General features: G+C 31.0%; 14 protein-coding genes. 9 read left to right on the forward strand and 5 right to left on the reverse strand.

Annotated elements, in window-relative coordinates; translation table 11 throughout:
* The first annotated feature begins 1 nt into the window (after position 1).
* Together LX78_RS11525 and LX78_RS11530 are read left to right on the forward strand one after the other, a co-directional pair.
* A complete protein-coding gene (locus LX78_RS11525; RefSeq protein ID WP_109682815.1) occupies positions 2-916 on the forward strand; it encodes a bile acid:sodium symporter family protein in 915 nt (304 codons plus the stop codon).
* Positions 913-1944, forward strand: a complete 1032-nt coding sequence (locus LX78_RS11530) for a lysophospholipid acyltransferase family protein (RefSeq protein WP_245881522.1) — start codon at positions 913-915, stop codon at positions 1942-1944. The genes LX78_RS11525 and LX78_RS11530 overlap by 4 nt, the downstream gene beginning before the upstream one ends.
* Positions 1945-2002: 58 nt before the next feature.
* On the opposite strand, the gene LX78_RS11535 is transcribed toward LX78_RS11530, so the two are convergent.
* Both LX78_RS11535 and LX78_RS11540 read right to left on the reverse strand, forming a co-directional pair.
* Positions 2003-2392, reverse strand: coding sequence for a PUR family DNA/RNA-binding protein (locus LX78_RS11535; protein WP_109682816.1), 390 nt, complete (start codon positions 2390-2392; stop codon positions 2003-2005).
* Between the two features lie 134 nt (positions 2393-2526).
* Complete coding sequence (locus tag LX78_RS11540) at positions 2527-4302, reverse strand: ABC transporter ATP-binding protein (RefSeq protein WP_109682817.1); 1776 nt, start codon at positions 4300-4302, stop codon at positions 2527-2529.
* 145 nt (positions 4303-4447) lie between these two features.
* On the opposite strand from LX78_RS11540, the gene LX78_RS11545 reads away from it, so the two are divergent.
* From LX78_RS11545 to yajC, 4 genes are all read left to right on the forward strand, one after another.
* Entirely contained in the window at positions 4448-5551 is a 1104-nt protein-coding gene (locus LX78_RS11545) for a Glu/Leu/Phe/Val family dehydrogenase (protein WP_109682818.1), read from the forward strand.
* A gap of 130 nt (positions 5552-5681) precedes the next feature.
* Complete coding sequence (gene nusB, locus LX78_RS11550) at positions 5682-6626, forward strand: transcription antitermination factor NusB (protein WP_109682819.1); 945 nt, start codon at positions 5682-5684, stop codon at positions 6624-6626.
* A 50-nt stretch (positions 6627-6676) separates the two neighbouring features.
* Positions 6677-7246 (forward strand): DUF1573 domain-containing protein, encoded by a 570-nt coding sequence (locus LX78_RS11555; protein ID WP_109682820.1) that lies wholly within the window; start codon positions 6677-6679, stop codon positions 7244-7246.
* Between the two features lie 4 nt (positions 7247-7250).
* Positions 7251-7538: a preprotein translocase subunit YajC gene (gene yajC, locus LX78_RS11560; RefSeq protein ID WP_109682821.1), complete on the forward strand. Its 288-nt coding sequence runs from the start codon at positions 7251-7253 to the stop codon at positions 7536-7538.
* Positions 7539-7591: 53 nt separating this feature from the next.
* Here yajC and LX78_RS11565 read toward each other — a convergent pair whose 3' ends face one another.
* The 3 genes from LX78_RS11565 to pepT all read right to left on the reverse strand — a co-directional run bounded on the left by LX78_RS11565 (position 7592) and on the right by pepT (position 11599).
* On the reverse strand, positions 7592-8188 hold the full coding sequence (locus tag LX78_RS11565) for a YdeI/OmpD-associated family protein (RefSeq protein ID WP_109682822.1): 597 nt from the start codon (positions 8186-8188) through the stop codon (positions 7592-7594).
* A 17-nt stretch (positions 8189-8205) separates the two neighbouring features.
* Entirely contained in the window at positions 8206-10278 is a 2073-nt protein-coding gene (locus LX78_RS11570; RefSeq protein ID WP_109682823.1) for a prolyl oligopeptidase family serine peptidase, read from the reverse strand.
* A gap of 79 nt (positions 10279-10357) precedes the next feature.
* Positions 10358-11599, reverse strand: coding sequence for a peptidase T (gene pepT / locus LX78_RS11575; RefSeq protein WP_109682824.1), 1242 nt, complete (start codon positions 11597-11599; stop codon positions 10358-10360).
* 204 nt (positions 11600-11803) lie between these two features.
* Between pepT and LX78_RS11580 the strand changes: the two genes are divergently transcribed.
* The 3 genes from LX78_RS11580 to LX78_RS11590 are packed head-to-tail and all read left to right on the forward strand — an operon-like array spanning position 11804 to position 18366.
* Complete coding sequence (locus LX78_RS11580) at positions 11804-14146, forward strand: TolC family protein (RefSeq protein ID WP_109682825.1); 2343 nt, start codon at positions 11804-11806, stop codon at positions 14144-14146.
* Between the two features lie 12 nt (positions 14147-14158).
* On the forward strand, positions 14159-15247 hold the full coding sequence (locus LX78_RS11585) for an efflux RND transporter periplasmic adaptor subunit (RefSeq protein ID WP_109682826.1): 1089 nt from the start codon (positions 14159-14161) through the stop codon (positions 15245-15247).
* Between the two features lie 5 nt (positions 15248-15252).
* Positions 15253-18366, forward strand: coding sequence for an efflux RND transporter permease subunit (locus LX78_RS11590; protein WP_109682827.1), 3114 nt, complete (start codon positions 15253-15255; stop codon positions 18364-18366).

Raw genomic sequence — 18366 nt, forward strand, 5'->3', positions numbered from 1 at the left:
TATGTTAGAACTAGATAGCGTAAAAATAAATTTCGATAGTCAAGGTCTTTGGGTTTTAAATGTAGCCCTTGCAGTTATTATGTTTGGAGTAGCTTTAGGAATTAAATTTGATGATTTTAAGCGCTTATTAAAACAGCCTAAACTTGTTTTAATTGGTGTATTACTCCAGTTTGTATTATTGCCTTTTATCACTTATCTGTTAATTGTTATAATAAACCCAATGCCAAGTATCGCTCTTGGAATGATGATGGTTGCTGCATGTCCAGGTGGAAATATTTCAAATTTCATGACGCATTTGGCAGATGGAAATACGGCATTATCCATAAGTTTAACTGCAGTTGCAACGTTTATTGCAGTGTTTATGACTCCTTTTAATTTTCAGTTTTATGGAAATTTATACGAACCAACATCGTTGCTACTTCAGCAAGTTGAATTAAATCCGTTTGAACTTTTAGAATTAGTGACTTTAATCCTTGGACTACCATTAATTGCAGGTATGCTTTTTAGAGCTAAATATGAAAAACTAGCGATTCTATTATCAAAAAGGTTAAAGCCTCTTTCTATTTTAGTTTTTATTGTTATTGTCATTATTGCCTTTACAAATAATTTAGACGTATTTAACAACTATGCACATCATGTGGTAGGTATTGGAATAATACATAATTTATTGGCTATTTTACTCGGATTTACTATTGCCAAAGCTTTTAATTTATCTTTCGAAAATCAAAAAACCTTAGCTATAGAAACAGGAATCCAAAATTCTGGGTTAGGCTTATTGTTAATCTTTACTTTCTTCAATGGGTTAGGAGGTATGGCAATTATGGCTGCATTTTGGGGAATTTGGCATATTATTTCAGGCTTGATAATTTCATATTATTGGTCTATAAAAGAGAAAAAAATAATTGAAGTCTATTGAAAAATATTTGGTTACATACAGTTAGAATATATTTAAGGATTGGACTGTTCTTTTATTATAAAAAGATTGTTGTTGTTAAAGAAAACCAGATTCCTAAAAACAAGCCTATTTTATTTCTGTCAAACCACCAAAATGCATTAATAGATGCTTTATTAATAGCCACAACATCTGGTAGATTTTCTTATTTTTTAACACGTGCTAGTGTGTTTAAAAAGTCTGTAGTTTCTAAATTGTTACATAGTGTAAATATGTTGCCAGTTTATAGAATAAGAGATGGTTGGAGTTTAATAAGTAAGAATAACTACATCTTTAAAACCTGTACAGAAAAACTTAAAAACAATCAGGCAGTTGCTCTGTTTCCTGAAGGGAATCATCATATTAATAGAACAGTTAGGCCTTTAAGTAAAGGGTTTACAAGAATTATTTTTGAATCTTTAAACACATATACAGATTTAGATTTGCAATTGGTTCCAATAGGTATAAATTATCAACACGGAATAAATTTTGGAGATAGTGTGGCTTTGTATTATGGTTCACCTATTTCTGCTAGGGATATGGTTTCTAATTTTTCAAGTGAAGAAATTGTCGTATTAAGACAAACAATGCAAGAAAAGATTAAGAATCTAACAACACATATTAATAATGATGTCTATAATGAAACTATAACAAAATTAAACGCTTTAAATGTGGATTATTTAAATCCAAAAGCTGTAAATAGGTGTATAGAAACAAACTTTCAACATTGTAAAACACTCCCAAAACAGAGTAAAAGTTGGCTAAAACAGTTTTTTAAGGGTTTGTTAATTATAAATTTGTTTTTGCCTTTTATAATCTGGAAATATTATATTAAACCAAAAATTAAGGAAGTTGAATTTATAGCTACTTTTAGGTTTGCCATAGCAATAAGTTTAGTCCCTATATGGTTGTTACTATGTTGTTTTGTTTTAGCCTCCAATTTTGGGTTGATATATGGAATAGCTTATGTTTTAAGCGTTTTAATTATCACTTTATTAAGTGTCAAACTTTAAAATAAAGCATAAAAAAAGCCATTACATTGTAACGGCTTTAATAATATTATTATATTTTCTAGATATCGTCGAAATCTACATCTGTAAACTTCTCTGTTGAAGTGTCTTCAGCTTTAGTTTCAAATGAATTATTATCAGATTCATATTCTTTTTTGAAATCTTTCTGATGACGTTCGCTTATAACTTCATCACCTTTTTCATTAATAATATAATCTGTCATTTCTTGAAGAATGCTATTGAATTCAGAAAAATCTTCTTTGTATAAATAGATTTTATGTTTTTTATAATGAAAAGATCCATCATCGTTTGTAAATTTTTTGCTTTCAGTTACAGTTAAGTAGTAATCTCCAGCTTTTGTCGATCTAACATCAAAGAAGTAAGTTCTTCTTCCTGCTCTTAATACTTTAGAAAAAATCTCTTCTTTCTCCATCATATCATTATTATTCATAATCGTATTGTTGTTTAAATAGTTTTTCAAAAATCTAAAAAAAACATTTACCAACCAACAATTTATGATATTTCTTTTAGACTAATTGGTTTTATTATATCAGTCAGTAATTATTATTAGTGAAAATGAAGCAATTAACTATTAAGATTGTCTGTGTTAGAAGTCTCGCTAAGTTGTTTTAAATAAAGGTGTTTATAATAACCATCTACATTTATTAATGCTTCATGACTTCCAGACTGGACTATTTTCCCTTCGTCTAGAACAATTATTTTATCAGCATTCTTTGCAGAAGATACTCTGTGACTAACAATAATAGTTGTTTTTCCTTTAGACAGGTTGTTTAAATGATTAAGTATTTTCTCTTCAGTTTCAGTATCGACAGCAGATAAAGAATCGTCTAAAAGTAGAATTTTTGGATCCTTAATAATTGCTCTAGCAATAGAGATACGTTGTTTTTGTCCTCCAGAAAGCGTGATGCCTCTTTCGCCTAGAATGGTTTCGTAACCTTTATTAAAGCCTATAATGTTTTTATGAACTTGAGCATATTTTGCAGCTTGAATAACCTCTTCATCTGTTGCATCTTCTTTTCCAAATTTAATGTTGTTATTAATAGTATCTGAAAACAAGAAAGCATCTTGTGGCACATAACCTATACTGTCTCTAAGGCTTGTTAAATTTAGTTTGTCTATAGGTGTGTTGTCTATAAGTAATTGTCCTTTTTCAATATCGTAAAGTCTGCCAATTAAATCAAGGATTGTAGATTTCCCAGAACCAGTTTTACCGATAATAGCTAGAGACTTCCCATGTTCTAATGTGAATGAAACACCTTTTAAAGCCTCAATATTGGTATCGCTATAGGTGAAATGAACATTTTTAAATTCGATGTTTCCAGTTATATCTGAAGGTTCTATAGTTGGATTTGTAATATCAGGCGTTATTTTTAAAAACTCATTAATACGTTTTTGCGAAGCTTCAGCTTGCTGAACAATAGAGGTAACCCATCCAACAGTAGCCACAGGCCAAGTAAGCATGTTGACATAAATAATAAATTCAGCAATGGTTCCAAGGCTTTCAATTTCGCCATTTATATATTGTAACCCACCAACGTAAATTACTATTAAGTTACTAATACCAATTAATAAAATCATCATTGGAAAAAATAATGAGCTTACTCGAACTAAACTAAGTTGTTTTTCTTTGCTTGTTTGAGATAACTCGTTAAAATCAGCCGAAGTTTGCGCTTCTATACCATAAGCTTTAATTATTGAAATTCCACTAAACGATTCTTGTGTAGATGAAGACAAATGCGATAAATATTGCTGGACTATGGTACTTCTTTTATGAATTTCTTTACTTAATTTATAAATTATAACGGATAATATTGGTAGAGGAACTATAGTATAGAGAGTTAATGAAGGTGCTTCATTAAACATGTAAATTAAAGCAATAACAAAAAGAGTAACTGTATTAATACTATACATAATTGCAGGACCAACATACATTCTAACACGACCAACATCTTCGCTAATTCTGTTCATTAAATCTCCAGTCCTGTTATTTTTGTAGAATTTTAAAGACAATTTTTGGTAATGCTGATAGACTTCATTTTTTAAATCGAATTCAATATATCTCGATATGTTTATCAAAGTCTGACGCATAAAAAATGTCAGGATACCAGCTATAATAGCTGCACCAATAATATATAAAATAATTTCACCTAGTTCAGATTGAATGGTTCTGTTGCTTGTAACTAGATTGTTTTTATAATTCTCGACTACTACAAATATATTTTTAACCAGTCTAGGTGTAAAAAGGAGAAAAATTCTAGCAACTATCGTTATTAATATGCCAATAATTAGTTGCCCTTTATACTTTAGAAAATATTTATTTAGGTGTTGTAATTCTTTCATTTAACTTTCGAGAACAGATAAAGTTTTTAACAATTTAGCTTTTTAGCTTATATAATTTGGGTAAACCTTTATAATGGATTAATTTTGCACGTTGTTTTTAAAATAATAATAAAAACACAACCTATAACTTTAAAAATATATTAAAATGGTTACAGACGTTATTAAAGCAAACGAACTTCATAAAGTAGATCCAGTTTTTGGTCAACTTTCATTCGATAATCATGAGCAAGTTGTGTTTTGCAACGACAAAGATACAGGATTAAAAGCAATAATTGGAATTCATAATACAGTATTAGGTCCAGCTCTTGGAGGTACAAGAATGTGGAATTATAGTAATGAATGGGAAGCTTTAAACGATGTTCTTCGTCTATCTAGAGGAATGACATTTAAGTCTGCTATTACAGGTTTAAACCTTGGAGGAGGAAAAGCTGTTATTATTGGAGATGCTAAAACTCAAAAAACACCAGAATTAATGAAAAAATTTGGTGAATTTGTTCACTCGTTAAGTGGAAGATATATTACTGCAGAAGATGTTGGAATGGAAACGTCTGATATGGATTTAGTAAGACAAGTAACACCTTATGTAACTGGAATTTCGGAAGAAATTGGTGGAGCAGGAAACCCTTCTCCTATTACAGCGTATGGTGTTTTTATGGGAATGAAAGCAGCTGCTAAATTCAAATTTGGTTCAGATGTTTTAGAAGATAAAAACATATTTGTTCAAGGTATTGGTAATGTTGGTGAAGCTCTAGTTGAGCATTTAGTAGACGAAGGAGCTAAAGTAACCATAGCAGATATCAATCAAGAGCGTCTAGAAGCTATTAGAAAGAAATATGGTGTTACTATTTATGGTGGAAGCGATTTGTATTCTGAAGACATGGACATTTACGCACCTTGTGCACTTGGAGCTACTATAAACGATGATACTATTTATAAGTTAAAAGCTAAAGTTATTGCTGGAGCAGCAAACAACCAATTAGCTGTTGAAGAAAAACATGGAAAAATTCTTCAAGAAAGAGACATTGTTTATGCACCAGATTTTTTAATTAATGCAGGTGGTATTATTAATGTTTATGCAGAGTTAGAAGGTTACGATAAAAAAGAAATTATGCGTAAAACAGAAAATATTTATAACACTACGTTAGAAATATTAACAAATGCTAAAACACATAATATTACAACAAACCATGCAGCTTTAAATATTGCTCAAAATAGAATTGAGACAAGAAAAAAAGAGAATAAGAGATAATTCTTTAAAATAATATTATTTTTGCAAGGCGAGAGTTACAAAACTTTCGCCTTTTTAATTGAAAGTAAGTTGTTATTTCTAAAATGGAAATTTCAAAAAATAAATTAAAACATTAAAGTTCTTTGTACATATGCTTAACAGAAGACATATTAGAATAAAAGTCATGCAAACTATTTACTCCTTTAAAGGAAATGAAAGTGATAGTTTTGATAAAGAGCAAAAGTTCTTATTATATAGTCTAGATAATATTTACAATCTGTATTTATTATTAATGTCTTTACTAATCGAAGTTCAGAAAAGAGCAGAAGACCACCTAGAAAAATCTAGCAAAAAACATTTAGCAACAAAAGAAGAGAAGGATCCAAATAAAAAGTTGGTTAATAACGAAGTGCTTGTTTTACTAAAAAACAATATCCTTCTTCAAGATGAATTAGAACAACGAAAAATTAATAACTGGGATTTAGACTCAGAGTATATTGAAGTTATTTTTCGTGAAATTTTAGCAAGTGATTTGTATGCAGAATACATGCAAACTAAAACATCCTCTTTTAACGAAGATAAAAAGTTTGTAATAGATGTTTTTAGCGATATCATTGCACCAAACAATAAGCTTTACGATTACCTTGAGGATAAAAACTTAACTTGGATAGACGATTTACCAGTTGTAAATACAGCTATTTTAAAATTACTACGCAAAGTAAAACCACATTCTTTACCTAATTACTTTTTGCCTAAATTATACAAAGATTTAGAAGATAAAGATTTTGCTTTAGACCTGTTTAAAAAGACAATTTTAAACCAATCTAAGTTTAAAGAAATAATTCAAGAAAAAACTCAAAATTGGGATACAGATAGAATAGCAAGTTTAGATATAGTATTGTTAAAAATGGCTATTTGCGAAATACAAAAATTCCCATCAATTCCAGTTAAAGTAACCATAAATGAATACTTAGAAATTGCTAAAGAATACTCAACACCTAAGAGTAGTATTTTTATAAATGGTATTTTAGATAAGCTTATTAAAGAATATCAAGAAAGCGATACTTTAAATAAAACTGGTAGAGGGTTGATGTAATTAGAAATATTTATTACTTTTACAAACTTAATTTAAAAAATAAATTTATTATGAAAAAAGCAATCTTAGGGTTAACAGCTCTATGTTTAATAGCATTTACTTCTTGTAAGGAAGATGCTTCAAAGAAAATTAATGAAGAAAATGTTGCTGTGGCAGCAGAAAGAGATGCTAATTCATCAAAATTTCCAGTAATTACATTTGACAAAACAACTCATGATTTTGGTGAAATAGAGTCAAAACAAAATGTTGAAACTGTTTTTAATTATACAAATACAGGTGATTCTCCTTTAGTAATTACAGATATTAAAAGTTCTTGTGGTTGTACAGTTCCTCAAGACTGGAGTAAAGAGCCTTTAAGTCCTGGAGACAAAGGTCATTTTACTGTAAAGTTTAATGGTACAGGTGCTAATAAAGTATCTAAAACAGTTACCATAACCGCAAATACTGAAACTGGTAAAGAAACTGTAACTATTTCAGCTTTTGTTAAGCCAGATCCTAATGCTCCTGTAAAAGCTCAGGCTCAAGCACCAGCAATTGGTGGAGCAATGGCAGCACCTGCAGCTGGCGCACCAAAAAAATCTAGTACACAACCTGGTCACGAAGGTCATAACCACGATTAATTAAATGGGAGAAGGAATTAGTAGTTTTTTGCCGTTTATATTAATGTTTGTAGTCGTGTATTTCTTTATGATTGCACCACAAATGAAACGTCAAAAAAAAGAAAAAAAGTTTGCTGCCGAATTAAAACGTGGCGATAAAGTAATTACCAAAAGTGGAATGCATGGTAAAGTTGTAGAATTAAACGATTCTGATGCTAGCTGTGTTATTGAAACATTAGCAGGTAAAATAAAATTTGATAAATCTGCTATTTCAATGGAAATGAGTCAGAAATTGAATCCACCAAAAAAGTAATTTACTTTTATAATATAAGCAAAAAAGCCACTTTATTAAGTGGCTTTTTTAATTTAACAATTCTTGTACTTGTCGTGTAAACCAATTCCATTTAAAATCATTGGCGTAATTTTTTCTAACCTAGACAACTTAGTTTTTTCTTGTTTAGCTGTTTCTATATAATCGCAATATTCTCTTTGTTTTCCAGGAGTAAGGGCATTAAATGCCTTTTGGAAATTTTTGTTGTTATCTATTGCTTTCTGTAACTCTTTAGGAATAACAACTGTTTTTCCTTTACGTTCAGGTTTTAGCTCTTTTCCTAGTTTCTGATTTTCAATCGCTTCTTCTACATAAGCTAGAACTATATTTTTATCTATCTCATTAATTGATTCGAAACGCATCTGCCTTAATGCTTTGGTTTTTTCTTGAGCATTTACTAATAAGTTTTGTTCATCTTTTAAAAACACACCATTAAAAAACCAAATACCAAAATGATTTTTAAAAGCACCAAGTCCAATAACATTCTTCCCATTAAGTGAATACACTGGAGCACTCCATTTAACCGTTTCTTCTAATTCTGTATTATTAATTAGATCTCTCAAAATAGTTAGTTCCTCTCCAAAATGGGAATTGTTTTCTATGTATTCTTCAACTGAATAGACTTTTTTCATGATTTAGTTCATTTATATTATTTCAACTTCATCAACAAATATGAAAACGTTAACGCGTCCGATTTTGCACTTTGCTCATTTGTTGAAGAACCAGCATGACCACCTTCGGTATTTTCATAATAATAGGTTTTGTAACCCATGTCATTCATTTTAGCCACCATTTTTCTAGCATGACCAGGATGCACTCTGTCATCGCGAGTAGAAGTGCCAAAATACACTTCTGGATAGTTCATGCCTTCTTTTAAATTCTGATAAGGTGAGTATTTTTTAATGTATTCCCATTCTTCAGGAAGATCCGGATTTCCATATTCTCCCATCCAACTTGCTCCAGCCAACAATTTGTTGTAGCGTTTCATGTCTAATAAAGGGACTTGACAGACTATTGCATTGTATAAATCTGGACGTTGTGTAAATGCTACACCTACTAATAAACCACCATTACTTCCTCCCATAACTCCTAAATGTTTTGGAGCAGTTACTTTTTTGGTAATTAAGTCTTCGGAAACAGCATATAAATCGTCGAATACATTTTGTCGTTTTTCTTTGACGCCATCTTGATGCCATTTTGGACCAAATTCGCCACCTCCACGAATATTTGCTAAAACAAAAACACCACCTTTATCTAACCATGATACTCCAAATGTTGCTCCATAAAATGGTCGTGAGGAAACTTCAAATCCACCATAGGCAAATACAAGGGTTGGGTTTGTACCATCATTTTTTATGTCTTTGGCAGCTACCATAAAATATGGAATCATGGTGCCATCTTTTGATTTGGCTTTGTATTGTTTTATCTCATACTTGCTAGCATCAAAAAATGCAGGTAAAGACTGGTAAGCTTTAAAAGTATTGTTACTTGCATCGGCTGAATACAAAGTTGAAGGTGTTATAAAATTTTGGAAATTAAAAAAGTATTTGTCAGATAGATCATTTGTACTAACTATTGAAATGGTTCCAAAATCTGGTGCCTTTACTTTTTCATTGCTCCAAGTTCCATTGTTGAAGGAATAGATATATAATTGACTTGTAACATTACTTAAAAGGTCGATAAGTAATTTGTTTTTAGTTGTTGATACTCGAGAAATACTTGAAAATTCATCTGGTTCTATAATGACTTGAATGTCTTTATTACCTTTTAGTAATTCTGTGAAATTAAGACTTATAAGTGTTCCAGTTTTATAAGTTTTTGTATTGACTGTCCAATCCGATTTCAATTTTAAAATCAGTTGATTGTTTAAAATACCATTTGTACTAGCATCTTCAGGAATATCTAAAGCGATTGCTTTATTATTCCTCCAAACAAAAGTCTTACCAGTATAAAAGTCTATGGACTGTCTAACCATAGTATATGCTTTCGAGCCATCTCGTAACACATAACCGAAAACTTGTACATTAGTCGTGTCACCTTCAAAAATCTGTTGAGCATCTTTAAGTGGTGTTCCACGTTTCCAAAGTTTTACTTGTCTTGGGTATCCTGAAGTTGTTAAAGTACCTTTGCCAAAATCAGTTGTAATAATCAATGTGTTTTCATCTACATAACTTGATGAGCCTTTAGATTCATCTACTTTAAAACCATATTCTAAAAATTGTTTTGAATTAACATCAAACTCTTTAGTAACCACAGCATCTCCACCACCTTTAGAAAGTCTCACTAAAAAACGATTGTAATCAGGATATAAACCACTACTACCTTTATAAACCCATTTTATATCATCTGCTTCAGAAAGCGCATCTATGTCTAAAAGTGTTTCCCAAACAGGGTTTCCATTTGTGTAATCTTTTAATAAGCTTCTTCGCCAAACACCTCTAACATGGTCCTTGTCTCTCCAGAAATTATAGACGTAATTCCCTAGAATAGATGGATATGCAATTCTTTCAGTAGAATTATAGATTGCTAAACTTTTATCATAAATATCTTGGAAATCTTTTTCGGCACCCAATTCTTCAATTGTTGCTTTGTTTTGTGTCTCAACAAACTCCAGAGCCACTTTACCGTCAACTTCTTCTAGCCAGAGGTATTTGTCTTCTTGCGCTTGACTGATTTGGCTTATTCCGAGTATTACCATCAAAACTAAATTGAGTTTTTTCATATTTGTTTTTTAATCTATTTGTTAATTTAGTGTGTTGCTAACAAAACATTTATCTGCCAACAACTAGACAGGAATGTGGTTAGCCTTTTTTTATAGCCGTTAATTCAGCAATCTTACAAATTACTTCAGTGGCTTTCATGATGCTTTCAACAGGAACATACTCGTAACGACCATGAAAATTATGTCCACCAGCAAAAATATTAGGACAAGGCAAGCCCATATAACTCAACTGCGAACCATCTGTACCACCACGAATGGCTTTAATTAAAGGTTTTATGCCTAATTGTTTCATAGCTTCTTCAGCAATATCTACAATGTGCATTACAGGTTCCACCTTTTCTTTCATATTAAAATATTGATCTTTTATTTCGGTAGTAATAACTTCTCTTTCGTATTGCTCATTAATATCGTTAGTCAGCTTTACCATAACTTCTTTTCTAGCTTCAAAGTGGCCTCTATCATGATCTCTTATAATATATTCCAGAACAGTTTCTTCAACTTCACCATGAATAGAATATAAGTGAAAAAAGCCTTCGTAACCTTCTGTATGTTCTGGAGTTTCCATTCTTGGTAAGGAATTTATAAACTCGGTTGCGATATACATAGAATTAACCATTTTACCTTTTGCATAACCAGGATGTACTATTTTTCCTTTTACTTTCACAACTGCACCTGCAGCATTAAAATTTTCGTATTCTAGTTCGCCAACTTGGCTGCCATCCATTGTGTAGGCCCAATCTGCTCCAAATTTTTTAACATCGAATTTATGCGCGCCACGACCAATTTCTTCATCTGGAGTAAAACCAACTCGAATAGTACCATGCTTAATTTCAGGATGATTAATTAGATATTCCATAGCAGAAATAATTTCACAAATACCTGCTTTATCGTCTGCTCCAAGAAGGGTTGTTCCGTCTGTTGTAATTAATGTTTGTCCTTTGTAAAGTAATAAATCTTCAAAATAATCTGGAGATAAAATAATATCTTCATCTGCATTTAAAACAATGTCTTTTCCATTGTAATTTTCAATAATTTGTGGTTTTACATTCGCTCCAGTAAAATCTGGAGAGGTATCAAAATGTGATATAAAACCAATGGTTGGAACTTCATGATTAACATTGCTAGGTAATGTAGCCATAATGTATGCATTGTCATCTATAGTAACGTCTTGCATTCCAATAGCTTTTAGTTCTTCAACTAGTTTGTTAGCTAAATCCCACTGTTTAGCTGTACTTGGAGTGGTATCAGACTTAGGGTCAGATGCTGTATCAATAGTTACGTAACTTATAAATCGATTAATAATGTGTTGTTTGTTTAACATTTTTATGTTTTTAAAAAGAAAATTAGTGTTAGTTTAGATTTTCAAAAGTACCATTTAATTTTGAAATATGGGTTTCAAATTTATCTGTAAAATCTGCTTTTACGTTGTAAATACTAGCAATTCGATGAAAATAAATAACCATATAATTTGATTCTAATCATTTTAGAATTAATTTTAACCACTTAAGTTAAAAAACTGTTGAAAATGCGCTTCAAAATATGTGTCTTCTTTTTATTTTTTATTACAGTAACAAGTTTTAGTCAGACTAAAGTTTATGATATAGGTTTTTTGCTTGATAAAAGCAGTAATGCTATAGATGTGAGATTAAATGATCTTGAAAATGAAATAAAGGCTGTAATAGGTGAAGATGCTATAATCCAATATTCAGATGCAAATAGACTTATTAATGATTTTGATATTGACTTGGCGTTAAAAAATTATCAAACCCTACTTGATAATGAAACAGACATTATTATTGCTTTTGGGACTTTAAATAATTTAATGTTGACTAAACAAGGCAATTTTCCAAAACCAACTATTTTATTTGGAAACGTGAGTCAAGATTTAATTGATAAGCCTCATTTTAATAACTTAAAATCTATTGAAAATTTTACAGCTATTATTACGCTTCAGTCTTATGAAGAGGATTTAGAATTGCTTAAGGAATTAGTTAACCCTAGAAAAGTAGGTGTCTTAATAGAAGAGTCGTTTTTGAATTATGGGAATATTGATAGTACTGTAGAAAAACTAGAGAGTAAATTAGATTTAGAATTAGAAGTGATTCCATTTGCTTCAGTTGATGATATATTGAATAATCTAGACGAGATGGATGCCGTATATTTATTAGGAGGTTATTATTTTTCTGATTCTGATATTCACAAATTAGCTGATGCTTTAATTGATAGAAAAATTCCTTCTTTTACAACAACACCTATAAATGATGTTGAACTAGGTTTATTGGCAACAAGCCATGATCAGACAGAGGTTAATCAGTTTTTTAGACGAATTGCACTTAATGTAGAATCCATTATTAATGAAAAAGAATTTCCAGAAATAGCTTCATTATTAGAGCTAGATAAAAAGTTAACAATAAATATTAATACAGCCAATAAGTTAGGTCTACATTTAAAGTATAGCTTAATTGTTACTACTAATATAATAGGTGATGCTACAGATTTAGTTGCCGATAAAAAATATACGCTGGTTGATGTAATGCAAGAGGCCATTGAAGAAAATTTGCAACTTAAGACTAACAAGCAAGATGTTCTTATTTCAGAAAAAGACACACAACTAGCAAAAAGCGAATATTTACCAGATGTATTTGTTTCTGCAACTGGAGATTATGTTGATCCAGAGTTGGCAGAAACTGCCAATGGACAAAGTCCTGAATGGTCTACTGCTGGTAATGTAACGCTGAACCAAACAATATATTCACAAGCTGCTAGTGCTAATATAACCATACAAAAAGCCTTACAACAAGCACAACAAGAAAACTATAATAGCGAAGAATTAAATACTATTTTTTCTGCTTCGGGAGCTTATTTTAATGCACTTATCTATAAGGCAAATTATAAAGTTCAAAGTCAGAATTTAGATTTAACAAAAACCAATTTACAAATAGCAACCCACAATTTTGAAGCAGGATTAACAGGTAAATCAGATGTGCTACGTTTTAGAAGTGAGTTGACGCAGAATATACAAGATTTGATTATAGCTCTTAATAATATGGAGCAAGGGTTTTACGAATTAAATAAAGTTTTAAATAATCCAATAGATAGTAAAATAGATGTTGAAGACACAGAATTGCTAGAAGGATCGTTTCAAGGTTATATTTATAGACAATTAGCAGAATTTTTAGATAGCCCAGAATTAAGGAAAACATTTGTAGATTTTTTAATTCAAGAAGCACTTGAAAATGCTCCGGAATTAAAAGCTTTAGATTATAATTTAATAGCAACCGAGAGAGCAGAAAAACTGTATAGTGTAGGTCGATTTATACCAACTCTTGGATTACAAGGGCAATACAATTACACCTTTAATCGTACTGGAGCAGGAAGTACATTTCCAACGTTCTTAACACCTCCACCTAATGGTTATTATTATGTTGGCGTAAACTTGTCTTTGCCAGTTTTTAACCAAAACAAACAAAATATAAACAAGCAAATAGCTACCATACAAAGTGATCAAATAAATTTAAGTAAAGATGATTTGAAGTTAACTATAGAAAAGAGCATTAATGATGCAATTTTACAATTGGTTAATGAAATTTCTAATATCGAGTTATCTAAAGTGTTTGAAGAGACATCCAAAGAAGCGTTAGAGTTAACACAAACATCTTATGCAAATGGAGCAGTAAATATTGTACAACTACTAGATGCTCAAAACAATTATTTAGAAGCTCAATTGTCAGTATCTACAGCAACATATAATTATTTATATGGCTTGATGGAACTAGAGAGATATTTAGGAACTTATTTTCTATTACAAACTGAAGATGAACATGCTGAATTCTTACAACGCTTTATAGAATTTACAAATAACAACTAATTAGCAATGAACATGAATATTAAATTATTGAGTAAAACATGTAGTATTTTAAGTTTCTTATTACTCTTAAATTGTGGAAAGAAAGAAGAAGCACCTGAGGTAGTTTTACGACCAGTAAAATATGTAGAAGTGTCTTATTTGGGTGGAGATGTAATTAGAGAATTTAGTGGAACAGCTAAAACTGAAAAAATTATTAATTTAAGTTTTAGAAATACAGGAATTATTACAGAGTTGAATATGAAATTAGGTCAAGAAGTCAAAAAAGGAGACCTTCTGGCTAAACTAGATAATGTTCAGGCTCGCTTAAACTATGAATCTTCAATAGAATCAAAAAACAGTGCAGAATCACAAATGATTACTGCCAAATTAAATCTTAATCGTATTAGAACATTATATGAAAAGGGAAGTTCCTCATTAAGCGATTACGAAGATGCTAAAAATTCATATAGAACTGCTGTAGCAAGTTTTGAATCCTCTAAGCGTAGTGTGTCCATTCAGCAAGAACAAATAAGTTATGGCTATTTATATGCACCAAAAGAAGGTGTAATATCTTCTGTAATCTCTGAAATTGATGAAAATGTTAACCCAGGACAAGTAGTTGGTGTTTTAAATGCTGGTTCTGCCATAGAAATTTCAATAGGTTTACCAGAATCTGTTATAAATAAAGTAAAGAAAGACATGCAGGTTAAAACTAGTTTTACGGCTTTACCTGGCGAAACTTTTAATGCTAAAGTTACTGAAGTATCACCAGCATTGGATAGTAACTCCTCAACATATCCAGTTACAGTTATGATATTAGAATCTGATTCTCGAATAAAAAGTGGTATGGCAGCCAATGTAACTTTTGAATTTTCTGTAGATCGCTCCATAGAAAAAAAATTAGTTGTACCAGCAAGTTCAGTTGGTGAGGATGGTGAAGCACGATTTGTATTTATTTTGGATGGAGATGAAAATATAGCAACAGTAAAAAAACAACCAATAACTATTGGGAAATTAACTCCAACAGGATTTGAAGTAGAATCTGGGTTGTCTATTGGACAAAAAGTTGCCACTGCTGGATTACAAACTTTGTTAGACGGACAAGAAGTAAAACTTAATTAAAACAGATGAATTTAGCCAAGTTTTCAATTGAACGCAACAGAATCACTTTTATGATTCTAGGAACTATAATGCTTATGGGATTGTTTCTTTATCAATCCTTACCAAGAGATAGTATGCCACCTTATACAGTACGCGTTGCTAATATTGTTTCAAGTTTCCCAGGATCAAGTCCAGAACGCGTAGAGCAACTAGTAACAGACGCTGTTGAGAAGGTAGCTCAAGAATTACCAGAATTAAAAGAACTTACTAGTACCTCACGTTCAGGATTATCAGTCGTTACAGTAGAATTGAAAGATGAGGTTAAACCTGAAGACTTGCAGGCTGTTTGGGATAGATTAAGACGAAAGTTAGATAAGATACAAGGCCTCCCATCAGGTGTTAAACCAGATTTAGATGATGATGGTATTGGTGATGTTTATGGAATTGTGGTTGGATTAGTGATAGATGGTTTTTCATATGCAGAAGCTAAAGATTATGCAGACGATATTAAAGATGATTTAATAAAACTAGATTTAGCTGCCAAGGTAGAATTTGGAGGAAATCAAGAAGAACGTGTATTTATTGAGTTTGATAACACACGTTTAAAAGAATACGGTTTGTCTTCATCAAAACTTCAATCTATTATAAGTTCTACAAACATATTAAGTTCAGGTGGTCAAGTTAATTTAGGAGACGAACGTATTATTTTAGAACCAACAGGAAATTTTAATTCGGTTGAAGATATTAATAACATGCTGGTTCCTGTGGGAGATGGTTCTCAAGTAGTAAATTTAGGAGACATTACCACTGTAAAAAAAGGATATATTGATCCTCCAAAACAAATTGTTTCTGTTAATGGCAAAGATGCTATTTCCATGCATGTTAGCTTAAAAGAAGGAGCGAATGTTATTCAATTAGGGACAGATATAAATACAGTAATTAATAAATGGGAACGTATTTTACCAGTTGGTCTAGAGTTACAAAGATTAGCCTCTCTAGATACTTATATAGACGATAAAATTAGCGCTTTTATTGTAAACCTATTACAGTCTATAGTAATTGTGTTAATTGTCATGTTAGTATTTTTAGGTTTTAGAACAGGTGGAATTATAGCAAGTCTAATCCCAATGGTAACTATTATGACTCTTATGATTATGGGAGTTATAGGTATGGGACTTAATCAAGTAACATTAGCAGCATTAATTATGGCTCTTGGTATGATGGTAGATAATGCCATTGTAGTTGCAGAAACCATAATGGTTAAAATGGAAAATGGAATTAATGCAAAGGATGCTGCAGTGCAAGCCTGTGGAGAATTGTTTACACCATTATTAATTTCTACGTTAACAACATCTGCTGCATTTATGGCCTTTTATTTAGCTCAATCTACAATGGGAGATATTATGGGACCAATATTTGTAGTTATATCGATTGCACTATTATCATCTTGGATTCTTGCTCTAACTGTAATAACGCTTATATGTTTCCTCTTTCTTAAAGTTGTTCCAAAATCAGAAAAAAAACTATCTTTAGTAGATAAAACAATTAATAACTTAAAAGAGTATTATAAAAACCTAATTCTTTGGGCTTTAGCTTATAAGAAGTCTGTTATTATTGGAATTGTTGGCTGTCTTATTTTAGCACTTTATGGATTTAGTTATATAACATTTATATTTTTTCCAGATAGTGATAGAAATATGGTTACTGTTGATATTAATTTACCTCAAGGTACTAAAATTGAAGCAACTAAAGAAGTAGTAAAGAAAATAGAGGAGTATATTTTTTCAGATTTAGTTGTTACTGATGCGCGTCCAGATGGCGTAACAGACTGGTCTTCTTATGTAGGGAAAGGACCAGAATCTTATGATTTAGGATATTCTCCAGATGAACCAGATGATAGTTATGCTCATATGCTTGTAAATGTGTCTAACGCTACATATAATAATTTAATTGTTGAGAAAATTGATGCCTTTAGTTTTAATAATTTTCCAAATGCTGATGTTAAGGTTGGATTATTAGCTGGAGGAGGAGGAGGAGTTCCAATAGAAATAAAAATAATAGGAGAAAATCCTGATATTCTTGCAGAACTATCTGAACAAACAAAACAAGAACTTTCGAGGATTATTGGAACCAAAAATATTAAAGATGATTGGGGACCAAAAACTAAAAAATTTGTAGTTAATATAGATCAGAATAAAGCGCAATTAGCAGGTGTAAATAGTCAAGATATTGCAACTTCTTTACAAACAGTCTTAGATGGTTTTCAAACAGGAGAGTATCGTGAGGATGATAAGTCTATAGCTATAATGATGAGAAGTGATGCAAGTCAACAGCAATCTCTAGCATCAATTGAAACCTTAAATATATATGCTCAAAGTTCTGGTAAAAGTGTACCTCTTCTTCAAGTAGCAAGCATAATTCCTGAATGGCAATATGCTAAAATTAAACGATTAGATATAGATAGAACTATAGTTGTTAGTAGTGAATTAACTCCAGCTGGTAATGCTTCTGCAATTATGACAGAAATAACACCTTGGATTCAAGAGGCTTCAAAATCATGGCCAGAAGGATATACCTACAAGTTTGGAGGCGATGCAGAAAATACAGCCGAAAATATGGAAGCTGTAACTGCCTATTTACCGTTATCTGGCTTTATCATTATATTACTACTAATTATTCAATTTAATTCTGTTAGAAAAACAATATTGATTGCAGCTACCATTCCATTAGGTATCATTGGTGTTTCTATTGGGTTACTTGTATTTCAAGAACCATTTGGATTTATGCCATTTTTAGGAGTTATTTCTTTAGCTGGAATAGTAATTAATAATGCCATTGTATTGTTAGATAGAATTCAAATTGAAGAAACAGAGATAAAAAGACCTATTCAAGATGCTATTATTGCCGCATGTTTACAAAGGTTTAGACCAATTTTATTGGCCACATTCACTACAGTACTTGGTTTAATTCCTTTATATTTAAGTGGAGGTGAAATGTGGGAAGGTATGGCTGTTAGTATTATGGTTGGGCTTCTTTTTGGAACAGTTATTACACTATTGTTTGTTCCGTCTTTATATAGTATTCTTTTTAAAGTAAGCTATAAAGATTATAAATTCGATGAATCCATAATGGAAGACTAA

Source organism: Xanthomarina spongicola, assembly GCF_003148645.1.
GTDB lineage: Bacteria > Bacteroidota > Bacteroidia > Flavobacteriales > Flavobacteriaceae > Xanthomarina > Xanthomarina spongicola.